Source organism: Vibrio mangrovi, assembly GCF_024346955.1.
Classification (GTDB): domain Bacteria; phylum Pseudomonadota; class Gammaproteobacteria; order Enterobacterales; family Vibrionaceae; genus Vibrio; species Vibrio mangrovi.
In genome coordinates this window covers 1-15,456 of sequence record NZ_AP024884.1, presented here as the reverse complement: position 1 = coordinate 15,456, position 15,456 = coordinate 1, and the positions used below count along the sequence as shown (strand labels likewise).

The window sequence follows — 15,456 nt, the reverse complement described above, 5'->3', positions numbered from 1 at the left end:
GCCAATTTGTGAATTATTTTTTTGCTACGATTCACAAAGATATGGTTATGACGCCATTTTGTCTGTAAGTTATTGATATATGACTTATGGTCAAATGGCGTTTTCGTTTACAATCGATCAGACGACTTGACGATCCAACATTGAAGTACAAAAGCATGCGACAAGGAACTACTGCTCTATTATCGACTCTTCTGCTTGGCCTCGTATCATTCGGCATCTTCGCCGAGGATGCAGTGTCGCCAGAAAAAGCAGCACCTTTGGTAAATCAGATTGACGATGCTCTTTTCAGTAAAAATACCGAGCTGGAAGATGCCCGGAAAGTGTTGCAAGAACAGCAACAGACTGTCGCAAATCAAAAAGCCGAGTTGAACAGACTTCGTCAACGGGATGAGAAACTCTCTGCCAGCCTGAATCAGGCGAAATCCGATCTGGAAAAGGCCTACCAGAAGATGATCTCAGATCCGAAGCTGGATATAACAACCTATCAGTCAACCTACCAGAATGCATGGTCTGAATATAAACAGAACCAGAAAAGCCAGTTTGAGTTAAATAACAAACTGGAGGAACAGGAAGGGTTACTCAAAGATCAGGAAACGACCGTTTCTCTGCTACAAAAAAACATCTCCAACCTTCAACAAAATAAGTTAAAAGCCCGGGCGACACGTCTGAGAGAAGAAATATCACGGGAAGGTACTGAAAAAGTCAGTTTTACCAACCGGTGTAATCCATCGATGACAATTGCAGACTGTGAACAGCAAACGATCAAGCTGGCCTTGCAAAAAGCGGTTAAACAATTTCAGACATCGCTGCTTAATAACGTCACCGAATCTGCACTTGCTGGCAAAAATGTGTCTAAAGCCTCTCTGAATGTTCATGTACTTCAGCATCAGGTTCTTCAATCCGGTTTTTCTGATGCCAGCCGTTACCGGACGATTGTTGAAGCAAGACTGGAAGCAAGGCCGGTCAGCGCAACAGCCTGTCAGCTTCTAAACATTGACTCCCAGTATTGTATTATTGATGATCAACAGAACATTCAACGGGAAGTGGCCTGGTTTAACCTGAAACTTCACTCTAACCTCTATGATGATCAGGTCATTGTTGATGATGTCCGCTACGGTCATACGCCGTTAACTCTGACTTTACCTGAAGGTGAACATCAGATACGCGTAGAAAAAACTGGATATCTCCCTTATAAAACGACGCTAAACCTGAAATCAGACAGCCAGTTACGGGCGGTTTTGCAAGAAGAGCACAATCAACTAAAAACCGGATTTTCATTTGCTGATTCACTATCACAAGATCTCTCCGGTCCTGGGTTAGTCGCTATAACTCCGGGAAAATTCTTTATTGGAGAACATGCTTCCACTCAGGTTTTCCTTGATCATGCTTTCGCAATTTCATCTACACCAGTAACTGTTGAGTTGTTCCGAACATTTGTCACCCAGACCGGCTATCGCTCAGATGCTGAATTAACCAAGACTTGTGTGGCAATGATTAATAACCAAATGACACCACAGTCTGGCCACTATTGGCGTAATCCCGGATTTAAGCAATCATCGCAATCTCCGGTTGTTTGTGTCAGTCAGAACGATGCAAAAGCATTTACCGGCTGGTTATCCACACAGACCGGATTTAAATATCGCCTGCCAACAGAAGATGAATGGGAAATCGCAGCCCGGGCCGGAACCCACACGGATTACTGGTGGGGAGACGACTTTGCAACCGGCTTAGCCAACACAGGCTGGGGCGGTTCTTATTGGTCAAATAAGAGCACTTCCCCTGTGAAATCATTTCCGACCAATCCTCTGGGATTATATGATGTTATCGGCAATGTCTGGGAATGGACCAGTGCACCACAAGGCCTGTTGAAAGGCGGCGCCTGGAGTTTCTCTCCCCGCAACGCGGTTGTCTATAGTCAACTCTTTGCTGAACCATCCACTGCGGCTAACTATATCGGCTTCAGGGTCGTCAGAGAAATCAAAGAGTAAACCTCAACCAAAGAGAAAGGGAAGCGCAATGCTTCCCTTTTTTAGTAAAAATAAACAATTCTTAGTAAAAATAAACGGATAGTTAAATAAACTGAAATCATCAGGGTGCCAGACGATCAATCTCCCAATGCCCGCCACTTTGGGTATAAAGAAACCGATCGTGCAAACGATGTTCCCCACCCTGCCAAAACTCAAAACTATCAGGAATAACCCGGTATCCGCCCCAAAAACTGGGAACAGGGATTTCACCTTTTGCAAATTTCTGTTTTAACTCCAGAAACTTACCTTCCAGTACACCCCGGGCAGAAATCCGACTACTCTGATGACTGGCAATCGCTGCAAGCTGACTCTCTTTGGGCCGAGAGGAAAAATATTTGAAATTTTCTATGGCTGAAAGCTTCTGAGCCCGGCCGGTAATATGCACCTGACGCTCCAGCATATGCCACGGGAAATGAAGACTGACCCGGTTATTATGCTCAATATGCTGTGCTTTACGGCTACCCAAATTGGTGTAGAAAAGAAATCCGTCTTCTCCTGACCCCTTTAACAACACGATTCTCTGAAAAGGCTGCCCATCGGAATCCACTGTCGCAACAGTCATTGCTGTCGGATCAGAAATATTGGCATCAATTGCCTGTTGTAACCAATGCTCAAACTGAATAAAGGGATTTGGCATTAAATCCTTTCTTCTTAAGCCACCCTGAATATATTCCCGACGAATATCTGAGAGTTTCATGACCGCTCCTGTGTTTTTTCGTGATTGTGCTCTTTTCATACCCATAAGACAAGTATCACATCATCCTCCCAGCTATGTGGCTGACAGATTTCAGAAAAACCGGGTGATTTTCCAGTGGTGTGATACATTTTCCATAGAAAAACGCAGAATTCAGTGATTTTCAGCATCTATCTGGTTCGAATTCTTAACATTTCGCCAGACTAGTAATAAAATCAATAGAGTAAACCGACCAAATAGGATGTCTTGATGCGTAAAGACAGCTACAGTGAGCTTTCATCCGAAGAGCTGGAATATGTTGACGATAAAACCGCAGCACTTCTGCTCAATACCCCGCATAGCGCCCGGATTATGCTATGGGTTATGGCTGTCTTTTTCATTATCGCAACCATCTGGGCCTCTTTTGCCGAGATCGATAAAGTCACAGTCGGTAGCGGAAAAGTCATTCCTTCCTCCCAGATACAGGTTGTGCAGAACTTAGAAGGTGGTCTGGTTAAACAGATTCTGGTCAAAGAAGGACAACACGTTGAAAAAGGTCAGCAACTTTTACTGCTTGACGATACCCGTTTTTTATCCGATTACCGGGAACGGGAACAAGAAGTTGCCAACCTGACAGCGAACGTCGTCCAGTTATCGGCATCAATTGAGAGTGTTCAGATCAACGAGACCTTCGATGATTCCAACTGGCAAAAGAGTGTTGTGATCACTTATAACCACCTGAAGTTTCCGCCCTCTCTGACAGAGAAAAAATCTGACTTAATCGAAAGGCAAAAAGCACAATATATTCAGTCTTTGGATAATCTGCGAAACCAGCTCTCGGTCATCGATCAGCAGATCAAACAAAAGAATCAGGATTTGGTTGAACTACAGGCCAGAGTCGCTAACCTGAAGCAAAGCTACGAATATGTTCAGAAAGAGTTACAGATGACGGAGCCACTGGCAAAAGAAGGTGTCGTTCCGGAGATTGAAATCTTAAAACTACGGCGGCAAGTCAATGATACGCGCAGGGACATGACTTCCGGCCAACTGAAAATCCCATTGGCAAAAGCCGCTGTCAGAGAAGCAATGTACAGTCGTATCGATGCTGCACAAACTTTTCGCTCGGAACAACAGGACAAGCTGAATCAGGCTCAGGACAAACTATCCGCGCTGACGGAATCAGCCGTAGGCCTGGAAGACAGAGTGAACCGCACGATTGTCGTTTCTCCGGTCACAGGTACGGTAAAAACACTCAACGTCAATACGGTTGGCGGAGTAATCCAGCCGGGCATGGATATTGTTGAAATTGTCCCGTCAGAAGACACTTTACTGGTCGAGGCTAAAATTGCACCTCAGGACATTGCTTTCCTCCGTCCGAACTTACATGCGATCGTTAAATTTACAGCTTATAACTTTAGCAAATATGGTGGGCTGGAAGGTACACTCGAACACATCAGTGCCGATACGACTCAGGATGAAGAAGGAAACAGTTTTTATATTGTCCGGGTCAGGACTTTTGCTACAACACTAAATCATGATGGTGAACTGCCCATCATCCCGGGAATGACCGCATCTGTAGACATCATCACCGGAAAAAGAACCGTGATGGAATACCTCTTACAACCTATACTCGGTGCACAGGAAAACGCACTCAAGGAATAATGGAGCCCGACATTTGCCAATGAAAGACCAGATCAGAAAGACAGAGGCATTATGAAACGCTGGCTGACAGTAATCCTGATGCTATTGCTGGCGTCATCGTTACAGGCACTGAATACCACGGAACAAAAGTGGGTTGAGGCTGTAACCAAAGTGTACGGAGAGCGGGCCGGACGCCGGGTTCAGGCCTGGCGGGAAGCTTTAGCTGAATATAAACACCTTTCAACACTGGAAAAACTGGAAAAGGTCAATGCTTTTTTCAATCAGCTTTATTTCGTCGATGACATCAACCTATGGGGAAAGAAAGACTACTGGGCAACGCCACTGGAGTTTCTGGGCGCAAATGCCGGTGACTGTGAAGATTTCACCATTGCGAAATATTTCTCTCTCAGAGAGATTGGAATACCGGACCGGAAGCTAAGACTAGTCTATGTAAAATCAATCACATTGAACCAGTTCCACATGGTGCTGGCTTATTACAATACACCAAATGCAGAGCCTCTCATCCTCGATAACCTGATACCTCAGATCAAGCCGGCAGGGACCAGAACAGACTTATTACCAATTTACAGTTTTAACGGTCGGAATCTATGGCTGATGAAATCGAAAAACGGTCAGTTGGCGGGAGAATCGTCTCGTCTGAGTTTGTGGAATGACTTAAGGGATCGCGAACGGGCGCTCATTTTGAATAAACCGATAGTTAGTTACGATGGGTAGGGAAATATGACTCTTTACAAGCAAATCGTCATGGGAATGATTGCGCTGTTTATTTTACTGATTAGTTCAGTATTTATTATTCAATTTAATACAACGCGCAGTAACCTTGAACAACAGCAGAGTTCAGAAGTCAGCAATACCATCAACACTGTAGGGCTGGCTCTGGCACCATATCTTGAAGATAAAGACACCATTGCTGCCGAATCAGTGATCAATGCATTGTTTGATGGCAGTACTTATTCTCTGGTCAAATTAACCTTTTTTGATGAACGGCCTGCGATTGTGCGTACCTATCCGATCACTCCGAATGGCGTTCCCAAGTGGTTCACTCACCTGAATCTATTTAAGCCAATCAGTGAAAGCCGGGTGGTCACCAGCGGCTGGATGCAACTGGCTGAAGTAGAAATTACCAGCCATCCGGGAGAAGCTTACCGTCAGTTATGGAATGCCCTGATCCGGCTGAGTATTGTATTCGGTTGCGTCTTCCTGGTTGGGCTGGTTGCAATTGCCCTGATTATCCGACATTCTCTGCAACCTCTTCATGCTATCGTGATCAAAATGGAGCAGGTTGCCAGAAGTCAATTTGGTAAACCATTACCAAAACCCGTAACAAAAGATCTGGTGCATGTTGTTGACGGGATTAACCGAATGTCATCCCAGGTCGAGAAATCCTTCATGGCTCAGGCAAGAGAAGCCCAGCAGCTTCGGGATCGGGCTTATATTGATGCGGTATCAAAACTGGGGAACCGTTCTTACTACATGAATCAGTTGGAAAGCTGGTTGAGTGAAGGCGGATATGGTGCCGTAGCAATGCTTCAGGCTACATTCATCGAAGAGATATATGATACTCAGGGCTATGCTGACGGTGATGCTCAGGTCAAAGCTCTGGCAGAGCATCTGAAACTATCGATTCATGCTCCGGGAACAAATATTGCCCGGTTGTCGAACAGCGAATTCGCGTTTCTTTTCCCTCATACCGAAGATGATGAAATTCAGTCTATTGCAGAAGATATTATGAATTGCGTCTCTGATATGACGCCGGACCCGACCGGTCTTGTGTCTCCTGAGGCTTATTTAGGACTGGTTCTGAACAAATCGAAAAAGACAACGACAGAAATTCTTTCGCTTCTGGACAATGCTTTGGCTTCAGCAAAAGCTGATCGGGCAAAACCATACTGCTATATCAGCAGTGAAGACAATCAGATTGTCATGGGTAAACAGCAGTGGAAAGCACTGGTTGATGAAGCCATGAAAAATGATGCTGTTAATTTCCGTTTTCAGTCCGCTTGTGACAAAGATGGAAAAGAACTGCATAAAGAAGTCTTTTCTTCGATCGAGAAAGAGGGACACAGATATAGCGCAATTCAATATCTGTTCGCTCTGGAACAACTCCATGTCAGCCATATTTTCGACCAGTATGTCATTCAACAGATGTTCGATAAATTAGCTCAGGACGAACATGGAGAAGACACTCTGGCCATTAATATTTCAGCCAGCAGTATTTCTGAACCGAGTTTCATCCGCTGGGTTTCCCAGTTGCTCACACAGAATCCATCAGTCGCCAGACGGCTCCATTTTGAAATCCCCGAAGCCTGCTTCATTGATATAGCAAGCTATACTGCCTTACTCTGTCATGGCATCCGGGAAGCAGGAGCCGACTTCGGTGTGGACCATTATGGGCGACACTTCCAGACGCTGGATTACCTGAACGAATTCAGACCTCGTTATGTCAAACTGGATTACTTATTTACGCATAACCTGAAAGATGAGAAGCAAACCTATACGCTCGCATCAATTTCACGTGCAGCACACAATCTGGATATTGTGACCGTCGCATCAAGAATAGAAACACAAGAGCAACTGGACTTTCTGGCAGAACACTTTATTGATGTTTTCCAGGGCTTTATTGTTGATAAGTGATTTATGGATAAGAAAGGATCAGCTTGAATGCAAGATACATTACTCAATTCGCTGATTTATATCAGTCGGTATTATGGACTGGCGAATTCACCGGAAGCTCTGATCAATGGATTGCCATTATCTGATGGAAAACTAACCCCGTTTCTGTTTCCCCGTGCAGCAGAAAGAGCCGGATTAGTCGCCAAAGAAAACCGGGCAAAGCTTATCGAGATACCCAAGCTGATATTTCCTGTCGTTCTTCTACTCAGAGGTGGAGAATCATGTGTACTGCTGAGCATCAGTGAAGAGCAGCAGGAAGCAGAAGTTGTAACGGAAGCCTCTGGTATGGTTCCGATATCTTACTCACTCCAGGAGCTGGAAGAGCGCTATATTGGCCGCTATTTCATGGTAAAGAAGCAATTCAGCTATGATGAGCGCTCACCGGAAGTTTTAAAGACCAATCAGGGACACTGGTTCTGGAGTACAATCTGGCAATCCAAAAATATCTACCGGGATGTGCTGATTGCTTCGCTGCTGATCAATGCTTTCGCGATTGCAGCTCCCATGTTCTCCAGACTGGTGTATGACAAAGTCGTCCCCAATCTGGCATTCGAAACGCTCTGGGTACTTTCCAGCGGAATCATCTGTATTTTTCTATTTGATATTACGCTGAAAATGCTCAGAAGTTACTTCATCGATATCGCCGGAAAGAAATCTGATATTCTTATCTCTTCAAAACTCTACAGTAAAGTGCTGGGGATTCGCATGGAAAACCGCCCGGCCTCAGTAGGTGCATTTGCCCGGCATCTGCAGGAGTTTGAATCTATCCGGGAATTTTTTACTTCAGCAACAATTTCATCACTGATTGACTTACCTTTTGCTATCTTATTCCTGCTCCTGATCTGGCTGATGTCAGGACCACTAGTTATTGTGCCAATTATTGGTGTACTCGCCCTGGCAGGCTACTCCTATCTGATACAGTCAAAACTTAAACTGGCGATAGAAGAAGGTTCCAGGCTCGCTTCTCAAAAATATGCCAATTTGATTGAAAGTCTTTCCGGTCTGGAGACCGTAAAACTCTTCGGAGCACAGAGTCAGTTCCAGTATCGCTGGGAAGAAGCTGTTGCCCATATGGCCAACTGGAACATTAAAAGCAGGAAGATTACTAATGGCGTTCAGAACGCTGCGGGGTTTGTTCAGCAAGTCAGTAATGTCGGTATGATTATTGTGGGGGTTTACCTGATTGCTGAAGGCGAGCTCACGATGGGAAGCATGATTGCAGCCACAATGCTCAGCAGCCGGGCAATAGCGCCGATGATCCAACTGGCATTGTTGTCCACCCGCTATGCTCAGGCAAAGTCAGCCTTTACGCTGATAGAAGGAATTATGTCCATGCCGGATGAGCAAGAGGAAGGAAAACGTTATATTCACCGGCCAATTTTTAAAGGTAAGATTGAATTAGACAAAGTGACCTTTCATTATCCGGGCTCAGCTTCTGCTTCTATTCGTGATGTCAGCATCACCATTAATCCCGGAGAAAAAGTCGCCATTATCGGGCGGGTCGGTTCAGGGAAGACCACATTAGAACGGTTAATTATGGGGCTGTATAAACCGACAGAAGGCCACATTCGTATCGACGATACCAATATCTCTCAATTACACCACATTGATATTCGCCGGAATATCGGTTGCGTACCACAAGACAGTTTGCTGTTTTTCGGTTCGATCAGAGAAAATATTACTCTGGGAAGACCTTTGGTTGATGATCGGGATGTGGTCGATGCAGCCAACCGGGCTGGCGTAACGATGTTTACTCAGCAGGATGCTGCCGGTATGGAACGTCAGGTTGGAGAAGGCGGACAATTCCTCTCCGGTGGCCAGAAACAGACTGTAGCCATCGCCAGAGCCTTATTGGGCAGACCACCAGTATTGCTGATGGACGAGCCAACCAGTGCGATGGACAACCGTTCCGAAATGCATGTGAAACATCAGTTCAGACAATTGACCAACAATGAAACGCTGATCCTCATCACACACAAAACATCAATGCTGGACATTGTTGATCGTATTATTGTAATGGAAAAAGGAAGCGTGATTGCTGACGGACCAAAAGATGAGGTTCTCAATAATCTTCGTCAGGGAAATGTCCGGGCGGTATAGTGATACGGGCTATCTTTATACGAACGATTGTTATACGAGTAATTACAAAGAAAAATTAAGACGATGTTTATCCGGTACCACTTCAAACTTCGGATACAACATCGTTTTCATCTAATAAAGAACGGCATTTAATCTCATACTGTGTATAGGTAAAGATGCTAGCACCATGCAGTCGTTTGGTCACCACACGCTCATCACCAAACTGAATAATGACATGACTGAAAACTTTACTTTTAACTTCAATCGTATTTTCTCTCAGCATATCTTCAAATTCGTCTTCTAATACAGCAAGCATATCTTTTTCTTTAATCATTTGCTCACTGGACTCTAGCTTAAAACGCTCGATTTCCTGACGGCCTTCCTCTGTCCGCTCCTCTTTGGGTTTCTTATTGAATTCCAGTTCCCGGCGAACCACTTCCATCGTTTTAGCCTGAGTCTCTTTATACTGTTCCTTGTACTGTTCCAGACGTTCCCGATAGCTGGCATAACAGGCAAAAGCCTCAACACGTGTTGTGGTATCACCTTCAACCCCCAGATTGACACAAGTGATTTTTCCACCGACTTTCGCGGTGCCGCCACTCAATGTCCCTTGCTTTTCTTTTTCATCAATTACATATAAATCCTGTCCACAGCGGATATTGTTACTGATGCTATGGACGGTCAGATGAATATCATCATGCGCCTGTAGCTCTGAGTACTGGGCATAATTTGCCTTGATACTGCCCCCGGATTTAACCGTACAGGTCCGCTTTTCATCATCGTTTGTCGTATGACCGATAATTCCTTTCCCGACCTGAATATCCCCCTGAGCCTGAACATCAGCTGATTCTATAAATCCAGCAATCGTTATAGAACCAGTAGCCCGGACAATCATACCGGCTTCAACATTTCCGGTAATGATCAAACATCCTTTAAATTTCACATGCCCGGTTGTCACATTGATATTCTGCATACACAATGCATTATCAACATCGATACTTCTTTCTTTAATCAACGGCATCCCGGAAATCGTCGCAACTAAAAGATTGGGATCTTTTGAAGAAAGTGCGGTTCCTTTTCCTTCTTTCATGGGGAAATCATTGCCCGGTTTAGCAGGAATCACTGTCCCCTGTACGGTATAACCAGGCGTTCCTTTTGTTGAAGGAATCCGACGCATCACCTCATCCCCTTCACCAACAGTGATGGTTTCTCCCAAGTTTCTCATATCAAGCTTTGAGGAATTTTCTTTACGTTGTGGAGCCAGAACCCGTTTATTCACATCATCGACTAAAGGAATAAATTTAGTATCGACTCCGTCAACCGGATTTTTCCCCCGGGCGATGGGTTGGGTAAAAACTTCCCCGGGAGGAAGCGACTTACTGGTGATGAGAACTTTTTTCAAAGCTGCTTTATTGATGCCTTTTACGACATGGGAATGAGCAAGCGCATGAACTAAATCACTCCCCAGCAATCCCCGGCCACCATAAGCACCGGTAACAACCATACTGGCAATCATACTCTGCTCAGCTAACTCGATCGTAACCGTCGCATTTAAACGTTTTGCAATCACACAATCCTGATAAGCCTCACCTTTACCTTCATTTGCATGATTGATAAATAGTTCTAAGGCTTCTTGATCCAGATAGAATTTAGAGGCACCTAAAGAGAATAAAGCTTCCATGATTCCACTCTTAGATAATTTCTTACTAAGCGTTTCTATCGGCTTCAAATTAGCTATTACTGATTTTTTATCTTCTGCAATAGATAAGATTCTTTTCCACATCTATTCGCCCCTATCGTACACATCGTAACCTATTCTATCGTTTGCATTTTACGCATCCCAAGGCATCAACTAAATAAACTCCATTAAAAATTAAGCGCTGGGTCACCAACTAAGCAATTTACACTGTAAATAAACAAGCCCATCATTTCTGAGATTTACACTGTAAAGTCATCATAATTGCTGAAAGATTTTCTCTTATTCTCTCTTCAATCTGTTTTCTGCCGGTTAAAGAATAACAAGCTGCGACCAAAGACCATTCCTGATTCTGCAATACTTTCGCAACCAATAGATCATCAACCATATCGATATACTCATATGGCAGCATTGATATATAGAGATGAATCCACACAGCAACACTTTCGTAATTAGCACCACCCTGAGCATAGTTCTGTATCAGTGATGTAGCTATATCTGTTATCGGTAAAGCTACCTTCATCTTTAGTAGCTGCCGGACGACATCTGGTTCCAGCCGAATCAATTCAGTTTTTAATGCATGGGAGAAATAATAAGAAAACTGTTCTCTTGCCGTATCAAACCATGCATGTGGGCTTTGATAAATCATCACGATGGAATAACATCCACTAGCCTGATCTCTGCGAGAACCAATCTTAACCGGATGGAAATTATTTTTTCCCCAGAACCGAAGTAACTCCGAAGTCGCACCAAAACTGGTGGCAACGTAATCTGCCGGACACTGGCGAATCAGTTCAGATAGCAATGCTGAACCATATCCCTGATGTTGTAAATCAGGATGAACAGCAAGACGCATGACACGGCAGCAAGATGCACTGGCAGCTGCGGAAAGTCCGAGTTGATTGACCAATGTTGTGGGAACCAGATGCCCTTTAGGGCGATGCTGGCCACGTTGAATCCGGATAACCGTCTGCGATGATAAAGGGCCTTCCTGTATCGTCAGAGCACATCCCAGCAGATGATGCTGAGACCGGGCAACAAAAACAGCTATATTAGGGTCAGAAAGAACCCCCATTAAATCATTTGGAGTCGTCTGATAATGAGCATTAGTTAACAGAGAAAAAATATTTGCCAGCAGTTCAGGATCATTCAGCAGTGTTTCTCCGGAGAGATAGTGATACTGAACCGGCTCCTCAGCTTTCTTTTCAGAAATATCAGGAAGCTCTGCATCAAGGAGAAATGTCTGATATTGCCATTGTTCAAGCGGATCGCCCTCAGACCAGCGGATTGGCATCGACAATTTCTGATGTCTGAGTGCCGGTCTGAGTTGTTTTAACCAAGGCAAAAACTTAAGTGTGAATCCTCTTCCACAACCCTCATAACCATGAATGGTTGTCGAAAAAACTAAACGGTGATACTGCCTGGTTAAATCGGTAAGCAGCGGAACAGGAATCGCAGAAGCTTCATCAATCAACAGCAAATCACAGCTCTGATGTGAATGAAGCAGTTCGTCCGGAGGCACAAATTGTAGTCTGGCTTCCCGATAGATAAATTGTTTCGCTTGCATTTTTCCATCACTTAAAACACGTAATAAATGATGAAATACCGGCCCAACAGCAGCATAAGATGGTGCTGTGACAATAATCTGAATCGAAGGGCGTCGTTCCATTAACTTTGCAGCAGCAATTCCCAACGCACTACTTTTCCCCCGGCCACGATCAGCAGTTAAAACCAATGGACGGTTACGGTGGCCTTCAACGACATGAACAATCGCATCAACAGCCTTTTCTTGTTGCTCGAATGGATTTTTCTGCAGCGGAATGGGAAGAAAATCGAAACAAACAGAATTTACCTGCTGTTCGACTAAGATTAGCCGCTCTAACGCACGATGTAACCACTTTTGGGCATGATCCGAATGTCTGCCAGACTCACCAACAAAAACCAGCAAACCACCGCCCTGTAGTGTTCCCAGAAGTGCATTGAAACTGTCGGCATCAAAGCCAAGAGAGAGGTCGACAACTAAAAGACTACATTCCTGCCCAAGTAAGCGACGTCCCTGCTTAAAATCGATCCACTCATAACCATCCCGGGGAGAACCACCCAGTTGTATGCGGCGAACCGCATAGAAATGATCATTCAACTGCAGTAGTAGTTCATCAGTCCACTCCGGCTCACCTCGCAACACGACACCGGCACGACAGAAAGAGTCGGTCAAATAAGACTGTAATGATGAGATAATCTCAGAAAAAGCAGGCATAAAAAGCGAAACCGTAACAACTGATGCATAGATATCACATCATACAAGTCATGCAGGGAAAGGGAAGTTTTAAGCGGTTTGTAGAATCACATTTATCAAGACCATCAAACAAATGTGACCGATATTATTCATTTCAGAAAAAACCCGGTGATTCACCGGGTTTAATACTTGCAGTCGGGGGATCGTCTTAATCCATCTTACTCTGAATAAACTCAAACAGTTCATCCATAAGCTGATCATCGATTCTCTTCAGGTTCAGAACCAAATGGCTTCCTTTACGGACATAGTGAGCACGACCTTTCACCAGTTCAATCTTCTGAGACGCCGCCTTCTGCTTCGGTGCCAGTGAGGCCATCCACTGTTCCAGAGTCTCCGTTACTTCTTTGGTTAACCGGGCAATCCCTTGGGCATCACTTTTCTGCCACACAAATTCCCCACCGTCACGACATTTATCCAGCAGCTGTTTCTGCTGTTTCTCATCCAACACACTAAAATGTTTGTGAAGCTTCACTATTGTTGGCCGTCCAAGTTCAACGACATTCGGATAAGCCTGAAGTAGTTCGAGAGGTAAATCAGCGGCTTTCAGAGCACCACTGACCAGCGCTTCACTACACTGGAACATTTTCGCCAGTGCTTTCTGATCTTCGGCTTCACCACTCGCAAGCTTCGCCTGCATCTCTTTCCCTTTTTCATAAAGAGATAGCGGTTTATGAGCATTGGCAACATCAGACAAGAATTTCGCATGCTCTTCATTGATATCATCTGCGACGTAAACCAAGAAATCCTGATTAGCCAGAATACACGCCATCCGGCGTCGGCTGCCATCCAGGACTTCAATTGTGCCATCCGCTGAACGGCGTCCAACCGCCGGATACTGCTGTCCCCGGTCTTGTAAAGTACTCAGGATATCAGACAAAGCATGTTCATTGAGAAATGACTGCTCACGTGCATTGCGATCAAAAACGCTCGTCTTCGCCGCAATTTTATCGGCCGGTACATGCATCAGCTCGAAGGTCACTAAATCTTTTCCGGCTACAGCCAGTTCAATCACATGTGCTTTTTCTTTCGCTGCATGCTGTGCTTCCTGTGGGGTTGTTGCCCGCCGTTTATCAGCTTTTCCAAACAGTTTTGCATTTAATTCAGATGTTTTAATTGCCATATTCTCTTACCCCTGATTCAACGACGACCAATGTGTATGCAGAACCCTTTCAAGTTCTAATGCACTTTTCTGGACAGCATCCTGCGCAGTTGCCAATGTTTTCTTACCACCTTCAAAATCACCGGAAGTCAGATCAAACACAGTACTATAAGTATCCGCACAGGTTTCAAAAGCCCGGCTACGTGGTATCGTCGCCATCATTACCTGTTCTCCGAGCAGGTAATTCATTTCTGTCAGTACAGAAACTTGTTTTTTATTATCATCTTCGAACATCGTAGGAACCAAACGAACAAACTCAAGCCCTTTCCAATCTTCAGGAAACATCTCATAAACGGTCGGCAAGTGCTGGAAAAAATTCACAGTTGATGCCCAGTCCAACCGCTTTGCAGCACATGGAATCAGAAGAGCATTGGATGCATACATGGCATTCCAGACCAAAGGATCCACATGAGGACCGGTATCAATCATAATAATATCAAAATCATCAGCAATTTTATCAATCAACTTCTCTTTCAACAGACGGACAATATCCAGAGACTGATTCTGCGACAGATATTGCCACGCTTCAGCATTAAACATCGCATCTTCAGGAAAAGCAGAAATGGTTTTCAGATTCGGATACTGAGTTGACATCAGAACATTCTTATTCAGAAAAGTACGATCAACAACCGTCCCGTCTGGGACATTATCCAGCATGATATCAACAGCCGAAAAGATATTTTCATTCTCTTCCGTACTGATTTGAGGATTTAAAAACAGGCGCAATGATCCCTGAGGATCTAAATCGATTAAGCAGATACGATATCGTTTATCAAGATTCAGAGCCAGACAAGCAGACAGATGAACAGCTGTCATTGACTTGCCTGTTCCACCTTTCTGATTCTGAACATTGATAATCCAGGGACTGTTATCACTGTTCTTTTTACGCTGGTGGAAAGTAGAAACACCTGCCGCATCCATCAGCATATGGGCTTCAGCAAGAGAGATCGAATAATGATTTGCATTATTTTTTGTAAATTGATGACCTTCAGCTTCCATTTTTGCAATGGCTTCATCCAACTTCCGACGCGTCAGACCTGAACGGGTTTCCATCAATGCCTTAGACATCGGAGGAAAATGCTCATCTTTACGTTCTTCAAGGACGATTTCAATCCGATCAGCCTGAACTTGTTTTGTCTGTTCAGCAAGCTGGCAGAGGTTATCTATTGTTTGTTCTCTCTTCATTGCCAA

General features: G+C 44.5%; 10 protein-coding genes. 5 read left to right on the top strand and 5 right to left on the bottom strand.

Annotated elements, in window-relative coordinates:
- Nucleotides 1-155: 155 nt before the first annotated feature.
- Entirely contained in the window at nt 156-1,988 is a 1,833-nt protein-coding gene (locus OCU74_RS16385) for an SUMF1/EgtB/PvdO family nonheme iron enzyme (RefSeq protein WP_087481765.1), read from the top strand.
- A gap of 100 nt (nt 1,989-2,088) precedes the next feature.
- Here OCU74_RS16385 and pdxH read toward each other — a convergent pair whose 3' ends face one another.
- On the bottom strand, nt 2,089-2,724 hold the full coding sequence (pdxH, locus tag OCU74_RS16380; protein ID WP_087481766.1) for a pyridoxamine 5'-phosphate oxidase: 636 nt from the start codon (nt 2,722-2,724) through the stop codon (nt 2,089-2,091).
- Nucleotides 2,725-2,970: 246 nt separating this feature from the next.
- Here pdxH and OCU74_RS16375 point away from each other — a divergent pair, with 246 nt between their 5' ends.
- From OCU74_RS16375 to OCU74_RS16360, 4 genes are read left to right on the top strand one after another with little or no spacing between them, the layout of a single operon-like run.
- Entirely contained in the window at nt 2,971-4,362 is a 1,392-nt protein-coding gene (locus tag OCU74_RS16375; RefSeq protein WP_087481767.1) for an HlyD family type I secretion periplasmic adaptor subunit, read from the top strand.
- A gap of 51 nt (nt 4,363-4,413) precedes the next feature.
- Complete coding sequence (locus OCU74_RS16370; protein WP_087481768.1) at nt 4,414-5,076, top strand: transglutaminase-like cysteine peptidase; 663 nt, start codon at nt 4,414-4,416, stop codon at nt 5,074-5,076.
- A 6-nt stretch (nt 5,077-5,082) separates the two neighbouring features.
- Nucleotides 5,083-6,996 (top strand): bifunctional diguanylate cyclase/phosphodiesterase, encoded by a 1,914-nt coding sequence (locus OCU74_RS16365; RefSeq protein WP_087481769.1) that lies wholly within the window; start codon nt 5,083-5,085, stop codon nt 6,994-6,996.
- Nucleotides 6,997-7,023: 27 nt separating this feature from the next.
- Nucleotides 7,024-9,135, top strand: a complete 2,112-nt coding sequence (locus OCU74_RS16360; RefSeq protein ID WP_087481770.1) for a type I secretion system permease/ATPase — start codon at nt 7,024-7,026, stop codon at nt 9,133-9,135.
- Nucleotides 9,136-9,217: 82 nt separating this feature from the next.
- On the opposite strand, the gene OCU74_RS16355 is transcribed toward OCU74_RS16360, so the two are convergent.
- The 4 genes from OCU74_RS16355 to OCU74_RS16340 form a co-directional block, all read right to left on the bottom strand.
- Nucleotides 9,218-10,897: a DUF342 domain-containing protein gene (locus tag OCU74_RS16355; protein WP_087481771.1), complete on the bottom strand. Its 1,680-nt coding sequence runs from the start codon at nt 10,895-10,897 to the stop codon at nt 9,218-9,220.
- A 142-nt stretch (nt 10,898-11,039) separates the two neighbouring features.
- On the bottom strand, nt 11,040-13,067 hold the full coding sequence (locus tag OCU74_RS16350) for a GNAT family N-acetyltransferase (RefSeq protein ID WP_087481772.1): 2,028 nt from the start codon (nt 13,065-13,067) through the stop codon (nt 11,040-11,042).
- Between the two features lie 187 nt (nt 13,068-13,254).
- On the bottom strand, nt 13,255-14,226 hold the full coding sequence (locus OCU74_RS16345; protein WP_087481773.1) for a ParB/RepB/Spo0J family partition protein: 972 nt from the start codon (nt 14,224-14,226) through the stop codon (nt 13,255-13,257).
- Nucleotides 14,227-14,232: 6 nt separating this feature from the next.
- Nucleotides 14,233-15,450 (bottom strand): AAA family ATPase, encoded by a 1,218-nt coding sequence (locus OCU74_RS16340; RefSeq protein WP_087481774.1) that lies wholly within the window; start codon nt 15,448-15,450, stop codon nt 14,233-14,235.
- Nucleotides 15,451-15,456 lie beyond the last annotated feature (6 nt).

Bases quoted from the DNA above. Each gene is read 5' to 3' on its own strand.
- OCU74_RS16340 (WP_087481774.1), bottom strand. From the start codon at position 15,450: ATGAAGAGAGAACAAACAATAGATAACCTCTGCCAGCTTGCTGAACAG.
- pdxH (WP_087481766.1), bottom strand. From the start codon at position 2,724: ATGAAACTCTCAGATATTCGTCGGGAATATATTCAGGGTGGCTTAAGA.
- OCU74_RS16365 (WP_087481769.1), top strand. From the start codon at position 5,083: ATGACTCTTTACAAGCAAATCGTCATGGGAATGATTGCGCTGTTTATT.
- OCU74_RS16355 (WP_087481771.1), bottom strand. From the start codon at position 10,897: ATGTGGAAAAGAATCTTATCTATTGCAGAAGATAAAAAATCAGTAATA.
- OCU74_RS16350 (WP_087481772.1), bottom strand. From the start codon at position 13,067: ATGCCTGCTTTTTCTGAGATTATCTCATCATTACAGTCTTATTTGACC.
- OCU74_RS16370 (WP_087481768.1), top strand. From the start codon at position 4,414: ATGAAACGCTGGCTGACAGTAATCCTGATGCTATTGCTGGCGTCATCG.
- OCU74_RS16385 (WP_087481765.1), top strand. From the start codon at position 156: ATGCGACAAGGAACTACTGCTCTATTATCGACTCTTCTGCTTGGCCTC.
- OCU74_RS16360 (WP_087481770.1), top strand. From the start codon at position 7,024: ATGCAAGATACATTACTCAATTCGCTGATTTATATCAGTCGGTATTAT.
- OCU74_RS16375 (WP_087481767.1), top strand. From the start codon at position 2,971: ATGCGTAAAGACAGCTACAGTGAGCTTTCATCCGAAGAGCTGGAATAT.
- OCU74_RS16345 (WP_087481773.1), bottom strand. From the start codon at position 14,226: ATGGCAATTAAAACATCTGAATTAAATGCAAAACTGTTTGGAAAAGCT.